12 protein-coding genes are annotated in these 16,203 nt (G+C 73.1%); 6 read left to right on the top strand and 6 right to left on the bottom strand.

Annotated features, from left to right (window positions below; genetic code table 11):
- Positions 1 to 17: 17 nt before the first annotated feature.
- The 3 genes from OG753_RS17640 to ftsE all read right to left on the bottom strand — a co-directional run bounded on the left by OG753_RS17640 (position 18) and on the right by ftsE (position 2,954).
- Positions 18 to 1,208, bottom strand: a complete 1,191-nt coding sequence (locus OG753_RS17640) for a S41 family peptidase (protein ID WP_327262724.1) — start codon at positions 1,206 to 1,208, stop codon at positions 18 to 20.
- A gap of 67 nt (positions 1,209 to 1,275) precedes the next feature.
- Positions 1,276 to 2,247, bottom strand: a complete 972-nt coding sequence (gene ftsX / locus OG753_RS17645) for a permease-like cell division protein FtsX (RefSeq protein WP_327262725.1) — start codon at positions 2,245 to 2,247, stop codon at positions 1,276 to 1,278.
- A 17-nt stretch (positions 2,248 to 2,264) separates the two neighbouring features.
- The gene (ftsE, locus tag OG753_RS17650; RefSeq protein WP_327262726.1) at positions 2,265 to 2,954 is read right to left on the bottom strand and encodes a cell division ATP-binding protein FtsE; all 690 of its coding nucleotides are present in this window, start codon (positions 2,952 to 2,954) and stop codon (positions 2,265 to 2,267) included.
- 237 nt (positions 2,955 to 3,191) lie between these two features.
- Here ftsE and OG753_RS17655 point away from each other — a divergent pair, with 237 nt between their 5' ends.
- Positions 3,192 to 3,377, top strand: coding sequence for a hypothetical protein (locus OG753_RS17655; protein ID WP_327262727.1), 186 nt, complete (start codon positions 3,192 to 3,194; stop codon positions 3,375 to 3,377).
- Positions 3,378 to 3,501: 124 nt separating this feature from the next.
- On the opposite strand, the gene prfB is transcribed toward OG753_RS17655, so the two are convergent.
- Positions 3,502 to 4,611 carry a peptide chain release factor 2 gene (gene prfB / locus OG753_RS17660; protein WP_327262728.1) on the bottom strand — a complete coding sequence of 370 codons (1,110 nt, stop codon included), beginning with the start codon at positions 4,609 to 4,611 and terminating at the stop codon, positions 3,502 to 3,504.
- Positions 4,612 to 4,930: 319 nt separating this feature from the next.
- Here prfB and OG753_RS17665 point away from each other — a divergent pair, with 319 nt between their 5' ends.
- Positions 4,931 to 5,932, top strand: a complete 1,002-nt coding sequence (locus tag OG753_RS17665; protein ID WP_383204320.1) for an isopenicillin N synthase family dioxygenase — start codon at positions 4,931 to 4,933, stop codon at positions 5,930 to 5,932.
- Between the two features lie 89 nt (positions 5,933 to 6,021).
- Here the strand turns inward: OG753_RS17665 and OG753_RS17670 are convergent, their stop codons facing one another.
- Both OG753_RS17670 and OG753_RS17675 read right to left on the bottom strand, forming a co-directional pair.
- Complete coding sequence (locus tag OG753_RS17670) at positions 6,022 to 7,269, bottom strand: serine/threonine-protein kinase (RefSeq protein WP_327262730.1); 1,248 nt, start codon at positions 7,267 to 7,269, stop codon at positions 6,022 to 6,024.
- A 161-nt stretch (positions 7,270 to 7,430) separates the two neighbouring features.
- Positions 7,431 to 9,197: a protein kinase domain-containing protein gene (locus OG753_RS17675; protein ID WP_405789120.1), complete on the bottom strand. Its 1,767-nt coding sequence runs from the start codon at positions 9,195 to 9,197 to the stop codon at positions 7,431 to 7,433.
- A gap of 437 nt (positions 9,198 to 9,634) precedes the next feature.
- Here OG753_RS17675 and OG753_RS17680 point away from each other — a divergent pair, with 437 nt between their 5' ends.
- From OG753_RS17680 to OG753_RS17695, 4 genes are all read left to right on the top strand, one after another.
- Entirely contained in the window at positions 9,635 to 12,484 is a 2,850-nt protein-coding gene (locus OG753_RS17680) for an FHA domain-containing protein (protein WP_405789121.1), read from the top strand.
- 97 nt (positions 12,485 to 12,581) lie between these two features.
- On the top strand, positions 12,582 to 13,940 hold the full coding sequence (locus OG753_RS17685) for an ABC transporter substrate-binding protein (RefSeq protein ID WP_327262733.1): 1,359 nt from the start codon (positions 12,582 to 12,584) through the stop codon (positions 13,938 to 13,940).
- A 4-nt stretch (positions 13,941 to 13,944) separates the two neighbouring features.
- A complete protein-coding gene (locus OG753_RS17690) occupies positions 13,945 to 15,288 on the top strand; it encodes a carbohydrate ABC transporter permease (protein WP_405789122.1) in 1,344 nt (447 codons plus the stop codon).
- A complete protein-coding gene (locus OG753_RS17695) occupies positions 15,285 to 16,169 on the top strand; it encodes a carbohydrate ABC transporter permease (RefSeq protein ID WP_327262734.1) in 885 nt (294 codons plus the stop codon). Before OG753_RS17690 ends, OG753_RS17695 begins: the two co-directional genes overlap by 4 nt.
- Positions 16,170 to 16,203: the final 34 nt, after the last annotated feature.

Consider the following 16,203-nt stretch of genomic DNA (forward strand, 5'->3'; position numbering starts at 1 on the left):
GTGCGCTCATTTTCGCACTACGGACCCACCCCGAGGCCACCCAATACCGTGACGGCCCGCTCCTCGACCCGGTCGCCGGCCGTCACGTCCGGGGTGATGCCGTCGCCGTCCAGGCTCCGGCCCGCCGGTGTGCGGTACGTGCCGACCGTCAGTTCGGCAACCGAACCGTCCGGGAGTTCGGTCGGCATCTGCACCGAGCCCTTGCCGAAGGTCCGGCTGCCCACCGCCACCGCCCGGCCGCGGTCCTGCAGGGCGCCCGTCACCAGCTCGGCCGCGCTCATCGTGCCGCCGTCGACGAGGGCCACCAGCGGCCGGGTGGTGTCCCCGCCCGGGGCCGCATGCAGGACCCGCTGCTCGCCCCGTACGTCGTACGTGGCCACCAGCCCGCCGTCGAGGAAGGCGGAGGCCGCGGTGACCGCCTCGGCGACCAGCCCGCCCGGATTGCCGCGCAGGTCCAGCACGACCCCGGCGCCGGGCGGGGCCGCACGGACGGCGGCCCTGACGCGCTCGCCCGAACCACGGGTGAAGGAGGCCACCTTGATGACGGTCACCCCGTCCGGGCGCCGGCGGACGGTCACCGGCTCGGTGCGCAGCTGTTCGCGGCGCACGGTCTCGGTGAGGTCGGCGCCGTTCCGGCTCAGGTTCAGCACGACGGGGGTGCCCGCCTCGCCGCGCAGCAGCGCGACCACGTCGGCCACGGCCAGACCGGTCACGGCCTGCCCGTCGACGCTCAGCAGCCGGTCCCCGGCCCGCAGCCCGGCGCGGGCGGCGGGGCTTCCGGGCTGGACCGTGTCGACCTCGATCATTCCGTCGCGGGCCCGCTGGGCCCACACCCCGACGCCGGTCCAGTGGCCGTCGAGGCCCTCGGCGAAGGCGGCGTACTCGCCCTGGTCGTAGACGGTGCCCCAGCGGTCACCGCTGCGGCTGACCACCTCCTGGGCGGCCTTCTTCCCGGACTTCCCCTCGGCGACGGCCTCGGCCGCGGCGCGGGCGACCGCGTCCCGGTCGGCGGTGCCCGCCTCGCGCGGGGCCTCGGCGGCGGGTGCTCCCGTCAGGGCCGCGGCGGCCGCGGCGCCCTCCTCGCGGTCCCAGCAGCCGGTGTACGCACCGGCACCGACGGCGGTGAGGAACGCCAACGTCAGAACGGCCCCGCGACGCAGGTCGCGGGGCCGGAGACAGAAGGCGGGAATACTCGGCAAGCCCAGCATGGCGCCGAGTCTAGGACAAGCCCCGCGCCGGTACGGGTGGTTGACCGGACCGCTCGCGGGGCGCTTGTCACACCTTCAGGTACTTGCGCAGGGCGATGAAAGCGGCCACGGAGGGCATCAGGAGGCCGATGAAGAGCACGTACGGGAGCTTGGCCAGCACCGATCCCCAGCCCATGAAGTCGATCAGCTGGATCTTGTCGCGCAGGCCGACGCCGTGGTCGATCACGAAGTACTGACCGGACACGAGCATGGCGCAGGCGAAGAGCGCACCGATGAGGCCGGCGACGGCGGCCTCCATGATGAAGGGGACCTGGATGTAGAAGCTGGAGGCACCCACCAGCCGCATGATCCCCGTCTCCCGCCTGCGGCTGAACGCCGAGACGCGCACGGTGTTGACGATCAGCAGCAGCGCCACGATCAGCATGATCAGCATGATGCCGAGGGCCGCGAAGTTGAGGTAGTTCAGGATCCGGAAGAGGTCGTCGATCGCCTGGCGCTGGTCGTCGACGGTGTGGATGCCGTCGCGGCCGGCGAAGGCGGAGGTGACCACCTTGTACTTCTCCGGGTTCTTGAGCTTGACCCGGAAGGACTCCTGCATCTGGTCGGGAGTGATGGAGGAGGCCAGGGCGGTGTGGCCGTACTGCTCCTGGTAGTGCTTGTAGGCCTCGTCCGCCGACTCGTAGGCGACGGACTTCACCAGGGACATCTGCTTGAGCTCGGACTCGATCTGCTTCTTCTGCTCCTCGGTCACGGCGCCCTTGCGGCAGGTGGCGACGCCACCGGCGCCGCCACCGGCCGAACCGTCCGGCTTGGCGGCGACCTCGCCCGCCTCCTGGGCGTCCTGCTTGTTGCAGAGGTAGATCGAGACGTTGGCCTTGTCGTACCAGAAGCCCTTCATCCGGCTCACCTGCTCGCTCATGAGCATGGAGCCGCCGAACAGGGCCAGCGAGAGGGCCACGGAGATGATGACCGCGAAGGTCATGGTGAGATTGCGCCGGAGACCGACGCCGATCTCCGACATGACGAACTGGGCGCGCATTGCGTCTCAGGGACCTTTCAGTGCTGGTAGCCGTAGACGCCGCGCGACTGGTCGCGCACGAGTCGGCCCTTTTCGAGTTCGATGACGCGCTTGCGCATCTGGTCGACGATCTGCTGGTCGTGGGTGGCCATGATCACCGTGGTGCCGGTCCGGTTGATCCGGTCCAGCAGCTTCATGATCCCGACCGAGGTCTGCGGGTCGAGGTTGCCGGTGGGCTCGTCCGCGATCAGCAGGGCGGGGCGGTTGACGAAGGCGCGGGCGATGGCCACGCGCTGCTGCTCACCGCCGGAGAGCTCGCCCGGCATCCGCTCCTCCTTGCCGCCGAGGCCCACGAGTTCGAGGACCTGCGGGACGGCCTTGCGGATCTCGCCCCGCGGCTTGCCGATGACCTCCTGGGCGAAGGCCACGTTCTCGGCCACCGTCTTGTTGGGCAGCAGGCGGAAGTCCTGGAACACGGTCCCCAGCTGGCGCCGCATCTGCGGAACCTTCCAGTTGGAGAGCTTCGCGAGGTCCTTGCCCAGGACGTGCACCTGGCCGTGGCTCGCCCGCTCCTCGCGCAGGATGAGGCGCAGGAAGGTGGACTTGCCGGAGCCGGAGGAGCCCACGAGGAAGACGAACTCCCCCTTCGCGATGTCGAGGGAGACTTCTCTGAGTGCGGGACGGCTCTGCTTCGGGTAGGACTTGGAGACACTGTCGAATCGGATCACGGGTGCACCACGGTCGCCGGGAGTAGGTGTGCGTGACCATACGCGAACGGGCGCGACGTGTGGACCCTGCCTCCGGACTTGCCCTATTTATCCCCCGGTCCCGGAGGGTACGGACCGTGATTGCCCGGACGGGCCGCGCCGAATGTCGACGAAGCTGGCACAGTGGTAGGGGGAACGCTCCGGTTCCCCACGCCGTTATAGGACACGAGAAGCCCTAGGGGACGAGAGGAGGAGCGCATGACATATGACCGGCTCGTGTGCGCGAACTGCGCCGCACCCGTCAGCCAGGGCCGCTGCCCGGTGTGCCGGGCGAACCGGGAGCGCCTCCAGCAGGAGGGCCCCTTCTCCGGTCTGGACCCCATGGCCATCGTCGTGCTCATGGTGGTCCTCGTGGCAGTTCTGGTGCTGACGGCTCAGGTCTGAGCCGCCCGGACCGCCCGGTCGCGGTGCACGCGGTGTTCGTGCCGCGTACCGATCACACACGCGCGAGAAGGGCCCGGACACCTGGTGTCCGGGCCCTTCCGCTTGCGTGCGCGCGTGCCGGTGGCTACGCGGTCTGCTCCTGCTGCTTGCGCCAGCGGATTCCGGCCTCCAGGAAGCCGTCGATCTCGCCGTCGAGGACCGCCTGCGGGTTGCCGACCTCGAACTCCGTCCTCAGGTCCTTGACCATCTGGTACGGGTGCAGGACGTAGGAGCGCATCTGGTTGCCCCAGGAGCTGCCGCCGTCCTTGAGGGCGTCCATCTTGTCCTTCTCCTCCTGGCGGCGCCGCTCGAGCAGCTTGGCCTGGAGGACGTTCATCGCGCTGGCCTTGTTCTGGATCTGCGAGCGCTCGTTCTGGCAGGAGACGACGATGCCGGTCGGCAGGTGCGTGATGCGGACCGCCGAGTCGGTGGTGTTGACGCCCTGGCCGCCGGGGCCGGAGGCGCGGTACACGTCGACGCGCAGCTCGGTCTCGTCGATCTCGACGTGGTCGCTGGTCTCGACGACCGGGAGCACCTCGACGCCCGCGAAGGAGGTCTGGCGGCGGCCCTGGTTGTCGAAGGGCGAGATGCGCACGAGGCGGTGGGTGCCCTGCTCGACGGAGAGCGTGCCGTAGGCGTACGGGGCCTTGACGACGAAGGTGGTCGACTTGATGCCGGCCTCTTCCGCGTACGAGGTCTCGTAGATCTCGGTGGAGTAGCCGTGCCGCTCGGCCCAGCGCAGGTACATGCGCTGGAGGCGCTCGGCGAAGTCGGAGGCGTCGACGCCGCCGGCCTCGGCGCGGATGTTGACCAGGGCCTCGCGCTCGGCGTACTCGCCGGAGAGCAGGGTCCGGACCTCCATCTCGTCCAGCGCCTTGCGGACGGAGACCAGCTCGGTCTCGGCCTCCGCGAGGGTGTCCGCGTCGTCCATCTCCTGGGCGAGCTCGAAGAGGACCGCGAGGTCATCGATGCGCCCGCGCAGGGTCTCGGTCTTGCGGACCTCGGCCTGGAGGTGCGAAAGCTTGCTCGTGATCTTCTGAGCGGCCTCCGGGTCGTCCCACAGGGACGGCGCGGCGGCCTGCTCCTCGAGCACGGCGATATCTGCCCTCAGCTTGTCGAGGTCCAGGACGGCCTCGATCGACCCCATGGTCGAGGAGAGGGACTTCAGCTCTTCGGAAACATCGACGACTGCCACGGGTCCAGCGTAGCCGGTCCCCGGACAACGCCGTCCGGGCAGGCCGGATCACCCGTACTGATGAGAGGTCGTACGGGCGTACGCTCACGGTATGACCGTTCTCCTCGTCAAGCGCCGCCATGTGGGCAACATGCGTGTCACGACGACGAGCTGTCTGCCGCCGGACCGTTCACAAGCCTGATCCACCCCGATCCGACTTGGTCCTGTACGCGCGGCTCCCGCGGTCCCGGCACCACCCCTGTCGGCGACCCTCCCCCGCCCCGCGGCCCCCGCCACCTCTGGGGAACAGGACCCCGTGACATCCCGAAACGGAGCCGTCATGCCGTCCGCGCACACTCTCCCGGTCCTGGACCTCTCCCAGGCCGACGACCCGGCCCAGCGGGCCGACTTCCTGAAGAAGCTGCACGCAGCCGCCAGGGACTCCGGTTTCCTGCACCTGACCGGGCACGGCGTCACCGCCGCCGAGAGCGCCCGCATCCTCGATCTGACCAAGGCCTTCTTCGCCCTCCCGGAGGACGACCGGCTCGCCGTCAGCAACCTGAACTCCCCGCACTTCCGCGGCTACACCCGCATCGGCCACGAGCTGACCGGCGGGGCCTCCGACTGGCGGGACCAGCTGGACGTCGGCGCGGAACGCCCGGCGCCGGCCGTGGGGCCGGACGACCCGGCGTACCTGTGGCTGGAGGGCCCGAACCAGTGGCCCCCGGCGCTCCCGGAGCTCCGTACGGTGGTCCTGGACTGGCAGTCCAGGCTCGCGGCGGTCGCCCACCGCCTGCTCCGGGAACTCCTCGTGGCGATCGGCGCCCCGGCGGACTTCTTCGACGCCGCCTTCGCTGACCGCCCGCACCTGCACACCAAGCTGATCCGCTACCCCGGATCGGCCCCCTCCGGCGCCGACCAGGGGGTCGGCGCGCACAAGGACTACGGGTTCCTGACGCTCCTGCTCCAGGACTCGGTGGGCGGCCTCCAGGTGGTCCGGGACGGCGGCTACCTGGACGTGCCGCCGATGCCGGGGGCGTTCGTGGTGAACCTGGGCGAGCTGCTGGAGATCGCGACGGAGGGCTATCTGACGGCGACGGACCACCGGGTGGTCAGCCCGCCGGGCGCGGTGGAGCGGTACTCGGTGCCGTTCTTCTACAACCCGCGGCTGGACGCGGTGATCGACACCGTCCCGGGGGACTACCTGCGCTCCGCCCCGGGTGTCGCGCACGACGAGACGAATCCGCTGCACGCCGAGTACGGCCGCAACGAACTGAAGGGCTGGGTGCGCGCCCACCCGGCGGTGGCGCGGCGCTGGCACCCGGAACTCGTCGCGGCGTAGCGGCGTTCCGCACGCGTCGGCGATCGGCGATCGGGGCGCGGGGCGCGGGAGGCCGGGGGCGGCGCCCCCGGCCCCGGCGTCGCACGCCCCTACGGGACCCGCGGGGTCGACTGCTTGTTGTCCTGCCGGGGGGCCGGGTCGTCGCCCGAGACGGCCAGCCACGTGCCCAGGCCGACCGCCGCGGCCAGCGCCAGGGCCGATACGGACAGGACCAGCCGGCGCTTGCGCGCGGCCTCCGCGCGGTGGCGGGCGGAGCCCGGCCGGTGGCCGCCCGCCGGACGGGGTACGCGGGCGGTGCCCAGGGCCCCGCCCGCCAGCTCGTCCGGCCCGGGCACCCGCATCGAGGTGTGGGTGTCCCGGTTGGAGTCGGTCGCCGACCCCGGCACCAGCGGGACCACGCCCCGCCGCCGGACCGGGTCGGCCGCCGGTTCCTCCGAGGGCTCGGGGTCCGGATCCGCGTCGTCCGGCTCGTCCACGTCCAGCGGCGGCATCCCGGCCAGCATCGGCAGCAGGTCCCGCAGCCGGACCGACAGCTCCGAGGCCCGCAGCCGTGAGGCCGGGGCCTTGGCCAGGCACTGCACGATGAGCTGCCACAGCTCGTCGGGGATCCCGGGCAGCGGGACGACCGTCTCGGTCACGTGCCGCCGCAGGACCGCGCCAGGGTGGCCCCCGCCGAAGGGGGTGAACCCGGCCAGCAGCTCGTACAGCACGGTGGCCAGGGCATATATGTCCACCGCTGCGCGCGGAGGGAGGCCCTCCACGATCTCCGGCGCCAGGTAGTCCGGGGTGCCGATGATCCGGGTCGTCGGGGCCGAGACCCGGCCGGCGGAGGCCCGCCGCGGGGAGTCGATCAGCTTGGCCACGCCGAAGTCGGTGAGCAGCGCCGGGTGCGAGCCGCCGGGGCCGAGCGGGCCCTGCATGTCCAGCAGGACGTTCTCCGGCTTGACGTCCCGGTGGACGACCCCCGCCGCGTGCGCCGCGGCCAGCGCGTCGGCGACGTCCGCGACGATGGCGACGGCCGCCTCCGGGGCGAGCCGCCGCTCGCGGTCGAGGCGCGTGCGCAGGTCCGTACCGCGGACGAGGTCCATGACGAGGGCGAGGTCGTTGCCGTCCACGACGAGGTCGCGGACGGACACGACGTGCGGATGGTCCAGGCCGAGCAGCGCGCTGCGCTCCTGGACGAACCGTCCGACGAGTTCCTGGTCGGACGCGAGGTCCTCGCGCAGCAGTTTGACGGCGACGGGCCCGTCAGGCCCCTCGCCCAGCCACACCGTGCCCGCGCTGCCACGCCCCAGGATCTGGTGCGCGGTGTACCGGCTGCCGATCTTCCGTGCCACGACTGCTCCCTCAGCGGCTGGCGTACCGCACCGAGGCTACGCGGCCGGGTGGGCCTTGGAGGCCAGCAGGGGGCCCGATTCGCGGCGACCTTCACTTCTGCGCGTGAAATCACGTCCCAGAAGTCGACAAATCCACGAAGTCGGCGCTACGCGGGCTCTCCTCAGGGCGTGGAGGAGCCCGAGGAGCCGGCCGAGTCCCCGATCGTGCTGACCCAGTCGACGGCGTCGGAGCCCCAGGTCCACACCTGGTCCCACCAGCCGCGGCCGGTGCCGATCCACCCCTGGAGCGGGGTGAGCTCCCAGACCAGCCAGCCCGCGACGAAGAACACCAGGATCAGCACCAGGCAGCCCTTGAGGCAGCCGAGGCCGGGGATCCGCACCGGATTGGCGCTGCGGCGGCGCGGCTCGCGCGGCTCGCGAGGGGCGGGCCGCTGCTGCGGCGGGGCCTGCGGGGGCTGCTGCTGGGGCTGGCGGTACTGGGGCTGCTGCTGGGGCTGCTGCTGGTACGGCTGGGGCTGGTGCTGCTGCGGCTGGTAGTGCTGCGGCGGCGGCTGAGGCGCGTACTGCTGCTGGGGCGGCTGCTGCGGCTGGCGGTACTGGGGCTGCTGCGGCTGCTGGTACTGCTGCTGCTGGGGCGGCGGACCCTGCCGGTACGGCTGCTGCTGCTGGGGCCGGTGCTGCGGCGGCGGGGGCGCCTGTCGCTGCGGGCGGCGGCGCAGGGGGTCCTCGTTCGGGTCGAGGTACTGGATCTGCGTCTGCTCGTTGCGGTCACGGGCGGCCTGCATCTGCGACTGCCACGGATGCGGCTGGTCGGGGCGCTGGACCGGGGGCATGACCGAGGTGGGGTCGGCCCCGGGGGCCCCCGTGCTCGGCAGCACCGAGGTGGCGTCGGCCGCACCGACCGGCGGCAGGACGCTCGTCATGCCGTTCGGGTCGTACGCGCCGGCCAGCGGGCCCGCGCCGGGAAGCATCTGGGTGGGGTCCGCGGCGCCCGGGGTCTCGGGGACCGGCGCCGGCGAGGGGTCGGGCGCGAGCAGCGCGCCCACACCGAGCGCGGCCTCGACCTCGGCGGCGGAGGAGTGCACGCCGATGCCGGCGGCCACCACGCGCAGGGCGCGGGCCAGGCTCTGCGAGCTGGGGCGCTCGTTCGGCTCCTTGCGCAGGCAGCGCTCGATGACCGTCCACAGCGGCTCGGGCACGGTCGAGGGCCGCTGGGGGTCCTCGCTGAGGTGGCGGTGGAGCACTTCGAGCGCGGTGCCGCCGGCGAAGGGCGGGCGGCCGGTGAGCAGCTCGTAGAGGAGGATGCCGGCGCCGTAGATGTCGACGGCGGAGGTCTGCGGGCGGCCCTCGGCGGACTCGGGGGCGACGTAGGCCGGGGTGCCGACGAACTCGTGGGTGCGGGTCAGGCCCGGGGAGTCCGCGAGGCGGGCGATGCCGAAGTCGGTGAGCATCGGCTTCATCTGTCCGCCGCGCTCGTCGAGCAGCACGTTGGCCGGCTTCAGGTCGCGGTGGACCACTCCGTCGGCGTGGCTGGCGGCGAGGGCGTCGGCGATCTGGGCCGTCAGCAGGCTCGCGGCGACGGGCGTGAAGGGGCCGTTCTCCCGGAGGTACCGGTGCAGGTCCGGGCCGTCGATCAGGTCCATGACCAGGGCCAGCAGATCACCCTCGACGACGAGGTCGCGGGTGCGGACGATGTTGGGGTGGGTCAGGCGCAGCAGGACCGAGCGCTCCCGCAGGAAGCGCATGACGATGTCGGGATCCTGGGCCAGCTCCTCCTTGAGGACCTTGATGGCCACGGTCTCTCCGGGCTGCCCCGCGACGGCCGCCTCCGCGCCGGCGGCCTCCCTCTGGCGTGCACGCCAGACAGTGCCCGTGGCGCCGCGCCCGAGCGGCTCCTCGAGCAGGTACTTGCTGCCGACTGGCCGCACGTCTCGCGCTCCCCTGCTGTCGTCTGCTGTGGTCGATCTGCTGATTGGTTTTCCGGCCCACTCTAGGGGGTGTCCCCCGGGAAGACGCCGGTCCTCGGAGGTTGGTTGCCGCACATATGTACGGAGGGTGATGTTTGCGGGGTATGCCGGAGGCGATTTTCCCCGTCTTTCCCCGTCCCGGCGTCCGGATCCGGCCGGGGTCCGCCCCGGGCCGCGATCCATCAAGATCATTTGTTGCCGGGTGCCGGGCGTGTTGTCCGCGACAGGTGCGAGGATGCACACGTACGGAACGGCACGGGACGGGAGCCCCGCCTTCCGGGCAGACCTGACCGGACGACGCGTCCGTGCCGGGTGGGGGGCGACCGGACGGTCATGTCACGGGATTCCCCTGCCGGGCGCACACACCGCGCACCGCGCAGAAGGGACCGCTGACGGCGATGCAGATCCGGCTGACCGTCCTTGGGTCGCGCAGCGGCCACCAGACCGCGACCGCCCCCGCGAGCTGTGACGTCCTCGTCACCGCACCCGTCGGCACCGCGCTGGCCGCGGTCGCCTCCGGGCTCGCGGCGACCGTCGGCGGGCCCGACACCGGGGGCACGGTCGTGCTCTACGCCGGCTCCGAACGCCTCGACCTCCAGCGGCGGGTGCTCGGTGAGCCGCCGCTCGTGGACGGCGCGGTGCTGGCCCTGCACGGCCCGGTCCCGGACGTCCTGCCCGAGGACAGCCTCGGCGCACCCCAGCTGCACGTCGTCGCCGGACCCGACGCGGGCGGGGTGCACCTGCTGCACAGCGGTCAGATCCGGGTGGGCCGCTCCTCCGACGCCGACGTCCCGCTGGACGATCCCGACGTCTCCCGGCTGCACTGCGCGGTGACGGTGATCCGCGACGGGCGGGTCGCGGTGGCCGACCTGGACTCGACGAACGGCACCACGCTGGACGGCGCCCCGGTCGGGGCGCAGCCCGTGGGCCTGCCCCCCGGGGCGCTGCTGCGGGTCGGCGAGTCCACGCTGCGCCTGGCGCCCGCGGGCACGTCCGTGCTGCCGGTCACCCCCGATCTCCAGGGCCACCTCGCGGTGTCGGCGCCGCCCGCCGCGGGCCCGCTCCCCGCGGCGGATCCCGCCGCCCCGGTCCCGGCGCCGGACGCCGCCGGCGAAGCCGGCCCCGACGGTGCGCCTTCCGGCCCCGGGGCCGGGCGGCGCAAGGGCATCGGGGCCTGGGCCCGCAAGTGGGTGCGCGGCGAGGAACCGGCCGGGGCCCCGCAGGAACCGGTGGCCGCCGCACCCGACCCCGACGATCCCGCCGCCCTGCTGCTGGCCGCGATGGGGCCCACCGAGCGCCTGTGGTCCCGTACGGCCGGGCGCGCCCCCGTGCTGGACCTGGGCCTCGGCGCCGGAAGCCGGGTCTCCCTCCCCGCCGTCGGCGCCCTCGGGCTCGCCGGACCGCGGGCCCGGCTGGCCGGGGTGGCCCGCTGGCTGGTCGCCCAGACGGCCGCACTGCACGCGCCGGGGCAGCTGGAGATCGTGCTCATCTCCGCCGACCGGGCGCGCGGCCTCGCCGACCGGCGGCGCGACTGGGGCTGGCTCGGCTGGCTGCCCCACCTGCGGCCCGCGCACGGCCAGGACTGCCGGCTCCTGCTCGCCTACGACCGCGACCAGGCCGTCGCCCGTACGGGTGAGCTGATCCGGCGCCTCGACGAGTGCCCCCTCGGCACGCACTGGGCCGCCGCCGACGCCGGGCAGGTCCGGCGGGCCGCCGCCGTCTACGAAGGCCCGTACACGCTCGTCGTCCTCGACGGCGATCCCGGGGCCGGACCCCTGCGCGACGTCACCGGGCGGCTCGCCTCGCACGGCCCGGCCGCCGGGATCCATGTGCTCGCGCTGGCCGAGGCCCCGGCCGCCACCCCCGCCTCCCCGGTCGCCGAGACGTACGAGGCCGCGTGCGCGAGCACCCCCGTCTTCCGGGACTGCGGCGCGGTCGCCCTGCTCAGCGGCGACGTGGCCACGGCCGTACGGACCTTCGAGATCAGCGGCGGCCGGCCGGTCCCCTCCGGGGGCACCGCCACCGCCGACGCGGTCTCCGCCGCCTGGGCCGAGCGATTCGCCCGCGCCCTGGCCCCGCTGCGCAGCGCCGAGGGCGGCTCCGCCGAGGCGTACCGGCCGGCCGCCGCCACCCTGCCCGCCACCGCGCGGCTGCTGGACGAGCTGGGGCTGGCCCGCGCCACCCCGGCCTCCCTGATGGCCCGTTGGGCCGCCGCCACCGACCAGGGGCAGGGCGTGGGCGGCCTCGCCGAGATCGTGCTGGGCAGCGGGCGCCGCGGGCCGGTCGGCACCGAGCTCGTCCACGACGGCCCGCACCTGCTCATCGAGGGGCCCGCCGGGAGCGGGCGGACCGAGCTGCTGCGGTCGGTGGCCGCGTCGCTGTCCGCGGCCGCCCGGCCCGACCGGCTCGGGCTGCTCCTCCTCGACGGGGCCGGCGGCGAGCGCGGCGACGGGCTGCTGCCCTGCACCGAGCTCCCGCACGTCTGCGCCCACCTGGTCGCCTCCGATCCGCTGCGCATGCGGGAATTCGCGCAGGCCCTGGGCGCGGAGCTCAAGCGCCGCTCCGAACTGCTGGAGGAGCTGTCCTTCGCCGAGTGGCACGCGCAGCGCGAGGTGTCCGGCCGGATGATCTCGCCCCGCCGTCCCACCCCGGGCGAGCAGCGGGGCGACCTCGACCCCCCGCGCACGGGCACCTTGCGGCTGCGCGCCGCGACGCCCCGTACCGACCCGGCAGGGCCCAGTCCGCTGCCCCGCCTGGTGGTCCTCGTGGACGACCTCGACGCGCTGGTGGCGCCGGGGCTGGGCAGTACGGGCCGCCCCGCCGCCGGCTCGGTGGTCCGCGCCCTGGAGGCGGTGGCCCGCGAGGGTGCCCGGCTCGGCGTGCACCTGGTGGCCACCAGCGCCCGCCCGGACCGTACGGCGGACACCGGGCTGGCCCGGCTGGCCACCCTGCGCGTGGAGCTCGACGCCCCCGACCAGCCGGGACCGGGCCGCGGCCTGCTCCGGTTCGAGGACGGCCGGACGGTCCCGTTCCAGGCCGGCCGGGTCACCGGCCGGATCCCTCGGACGGCGACCCTGAGACCGACCGTGGTCCCGGTGGAGTGGGAGCGGATGGGTGATCCGCCGGCCCGCCGTCCGGTGCGTGAGCTGGGCAACGGACCCACCGACCTCGCGCTGCTGGCCAGCGCCCTGGACCGGGCCTCGAACCTGGTCTCGGCGATACCCGTGCTGTTCCCGCCCGCGCCCTGACTCCCGCTCGAGCCCCCCTCACGCGGTATTGCGGGGGCGGACGCCTCGGCGTAGACCTTGTGGTCCGGGACACACCACGGGCATCGGGGGCACAGCCATGCGCAGGCACGGAACGAGCCGTACGACACTCACCTGGACGGCGCTCGCCGCGGCGGGCGCCCTCGTACTCACCGCGTGCGGGGACGACGGGAAGAAGGAGCCGCAGGGACCTGCGGGAACCACGGCCGCCCCCCGCGTGGAATTACCGAAACTGCCCGGCGAGAAGCTGGAGGTCGCCGCGGTCTGGACGGGACCGGAGCAGGCGAACTTCACCAAGGTCCTCAAGGAGTTCGAGAAGCGGACGGGAGCGTCCGTCACCTTCGTACCGGCGCAGGACCCGATCGTCACCTTCCTCGGCTCGAAGATCGCGGGCGGGGCGCCGCCGGACGTGGCGCTGCTCCCGCAGGTCGGCGCACTGGTCTCGGCGGTGCAGAACAAGTGGGCGCAGCCGGTGGGCCCGGAGGCCGCCGCCCAGCTCGACGCCAACTACTCGCCGGGCTGGAAGAAGCTCGGCGCGGTCGACGGCACCCAGTACGGCGTGTACTACAAGGCCGCCAACAAGTCGCTGATCTGGTACAACGCGAAGGCCTTCGAGGCGGCGGGCGTCAAGCCCCCGAAGACCTGGAAGGAACTGATCACCGCGGCGGACACGCTGTCCGCCTCCGGAACCCCGGCCGTGTCGGTGGCGGGCGCGGACGGCTGGACCCTCACCGACTGGTTCGAGAACATCTACCTCTCCCAGGCGGGCCCGGAGAAGTACGACCAGCTGGCCAAGCACCGGATCAAGTGGACGGACGACAGCGTCAAGCAGGCGCTGACCACGCTCGGCGAACTGTTCGGCCGCAAGGACTTCCTGGCGGGCGGGCCGAGCGGGGCACTGTCCACCGAGTTCCCGAAGTCGGTGACGCAGACCTTCACCGGCGGTGACCGGCCGGCGGCCGCGATGGTCTTCGAGGGCGACTTCGTGGCGGTGAACATCGCGCAGACCGAGGCGAAGGTCGGCGAGGACGCACTCGTCTTCCCCTTCCCGGCGGTCGGCGCGAAGGCCCCGGTGGTCTCGGGCGGCGACGTGGCGGTCGCGCTGAAGCCGTCGAAGGGCGCGCAGGCGCTGCTGACCTTCCTGGCCTCGGCGGACGCGGCGGAGATCCAGGCGCGCGAGGGCGGCTTCGTCTCCCCGAACAAGGCGGTGGACCCCGCGGCCTATCCGAACGACATCCAGCGGAACATCGCCAAGGCGCTGATCGCCTCGGGTGACGACTTCCGCTTCGACATGTCGGACCAGGCCCCGGCGGCCTTCGGCGGGACCCCGGGCGCGGGCGAGTGGAAGGCGCTGCAGGACTTCCTGGCGAACCCGTCGGACGTGGCGGGCACCCAGGCGAAACTGGAGGCGGACGCGGCCAAGGCCTACGGGAACTGATCCGGTGCGGTTCTCTGCCGCAAAGGGCCCTTCCCCGAAGGGCCCTTCGGGGAAGGGCGTCTCCGCCGGGGCACGCCGCCGTCTGATCGCGGCGGCGTTCCTCCTCCCGGCCCTCGTGCTGCTCGGCGCGCTCGTCGTGCACCCGATCGGCTACTCCCTCTACCGCAGCTTCTTCGACCGCTCCGGCGGCACGTTCGTCGGCGCCGACAACTACCGGGAGATCCTCGCCGACCGCACGATCCGCACCGCTCTGAAGAACACCGCGGTGTGGGTGGTGCTCGCCCCGGCCACGGCCACCGCCCTCGGCCTGATCTTCGCGGTGCTCACCGAACGGGTGCGCTGGGGAACGGCGTTCAAGCTGCTGGTGTTCATGCCGATGGCCATCTCGATGCTGGCCGCGGGCATCATCTTCCGGCTCGTCTACGACCACGACCCCGACCGCGGGGTCGCCAACGCGGTCTGGGTCGGGGTCCACGACACCTTCGCGCAGTCCTCGGCCTTCCCCAAGGCCCGCCCGGGCCGGGACTCGCCGCTGGCGGACGCCGGCGGGGGCGCCTTCGTGACCCGCGACCCCGTCCGAGCGGGCACTGCGGTGCTGCTCCCGCTGGTCGGCGTGGCCCCCGAGGCCCTGCCGGAGGGCACCCGTACCGCGGGCACCTCCGAGGCCGTACCGGGAAAGGTCACCGGCACGGTGTGGCAGGACTTCACCCGCGGCGGGGGCGGACGGACGAACGCGGTCGACCCGACGGAGCAGGGCTTCTCCGGGATGCGGATCGAGGCGGTCAGGGACGGCCGGGTGGTCGACACGGCGACGGCCGGCCCCGACGGCACCTTCACCCTGTCCGCGAAGGCCGACGGCGCGCAGCTGCGGCTGCCCGCCGCCAACTTCCGGGAGGCGTACGCCGGGGTGCAGTGGCTCGGCCCGTCGCTCGTCACCCCGGCGGTGATCGGGGCGTACGTATGGATGTGGGCCGGTTTCGCGATGGTGCTGATCGGGGCCGGGCTGGCCGCCGTACCGCGCGAACTGATGGAGGCGGCGCGCGTGGACGGGGCGAACGAGTGGCAGGTGTTCCGCCGGATCACCGTCCCGCTGCTGGCACCCGTCCTGGCGGTCGTGCTCGTCACCCTCGTCATCAACGTCATGAAGATCTTCGACCTGGTCTTCGTCATCGCACCCGGAGCGGTCCAGGACGACGCGAACGTGCTCGCGCTCCAGCTCTACCGGACCTCCTTCGGCACCGACGCCGATCCGGGGCTGGGCAGCGCCATCGCCGTATTGCTGTTGGTGCTGGTGATCCCGGTGATGCTCGTGAACATCCGCCGACTGCGCAAGGAGGGGGCCCGATGAGCCGTTCCGACATGACGCCGGACCCCGCGAGGGCCCCCTTCGCCGAGCGGGCCGCGGCCCGGCTGGCCGCGGGTGCGCTGCGCGTCTTCCTGGTCGTCGCGGCGATGTTCTGGCTGCTGCCCACCCTCGGACTGCTGCTCTCCTCCTTCCTCTCCCCCACCGACCTCAACAGCGGCGGCTGGTGGCAGGTACTGACCGCGCCCTCGCGCCTGACGGCCGACAACTACGAGCGCCTCCTCGCCAACGACACGATCACCGGCTCCCTCCTGAACACCTTCGCGATCGCCGTCCCGGCCACCCTGCTGGTCCTGGCCCTGGGCTCGTTCGCCGGATACGCCTTCGCCTGGCTGGAGTTCCCCGGCCGGGACTGGCTCTTCCTCCTCGTCGTCGCACTGCTCGTCGTCCCCGTCCAGGTGGCGCTGATCCCCGTCTCCGAACTCTTCGGCTCCATCGGGCTGTTCGAGACCACGGCGGGAGTGGTGCTCTTCCACACCGCCTTCGGGCTGCCCTTCGCCGTGTTCCTGCTGCGCAACTTCTTCGCGGAGATCCCGCGCGAGCTGCTGGAGGCGGCCCGCCTCGACGGTGCGGGTGAACTGCGGCTGTTCACACGGGTGGTGCTGCCGCTCGGCGGGCCGGCGATCGCCTCGCTCGGCATCTTCCAGTTCCTGTGGGTGTGGAACGACATGCTGGTCGCGCTGGTCTTCGCGGACTCGGCCAGCCCGCCGGTCACGGTGGCGCTGCAGCAGCAGGTACGGCAGTTCGGGAACAACATCGACGTGCTCGCGCCCGGCGCGTTCCTGTCGATGGTGATCCCGCTCGTCGTCTTCTTCGCCTTCCAGCGGCAGTTCGTGTCGGGGGTGATGGCCGGGGCGATCAAGTGACCCGCCCTCCGCACACCGAGTGACGTGCGCCGTT

The organism is Streptomyces sp. NBC_00029, from assembly GCF_045160505.1.
Lineage (GTDB): Bacteria > Actinomycetota > Actinomycetes > Streptomycetales > Streptomycetaceae > Streptomyces.

Excerpts from the sequence above, each read along its gene's own strand:
- OG753_RS17640 (WP_327262724.1), bottom strand. The coding sequence starts at position 1,208 with ATGCTGGGCTTGCCGAGTATTCCCGCCTTCTGTCTCCGGCCCCGCGAC.
- ftsX (WP_327262725.1), bottom strand. The coding sequence starts at position 2,247 with ATGCGCGCCCAGTTCGTCATGTCGGAGATCGGCGTCGGTCTCCGGCGC.
- OG753_RS17655 (WP_327262727.1), top strand. The coding sequence starts at position 3,192 with ATGACATATGACCGGCTCGTGTGCGCGAACTGCGCCGCACCCGTCAGC.
- OG753_RS17665 (WP_383204320.1), top strand. The coding sequence starts at position 4,931 with ATGCCGTCCGCGCACACTCTCCCGGTCCTGGACCTCTCCCAGGCCGAC.
- OG753_RS17680 (WP_405789121.1), top strand. The coding sequence starts at position 9,635 with ATGCAGATCCGGCTGACCGTCCTTGGGTCGCGCAGCGGCCACCAGACC.
- OG753_RS17685 (WP_327262733.1), top strand. The coding sequence starts at position 12,582 with ATGCGCAGGCACGGAACGAGCCGTACGACACTCACCTGGACGGCGCTC.
- OG753_RS17695 (WP_327262734.1), top strand. The coding sequence starts at position 15,285 with ATGAGCCGTTCCGACATGACGCCGGACCCCGCGAGGGCCCCCTTCGCC.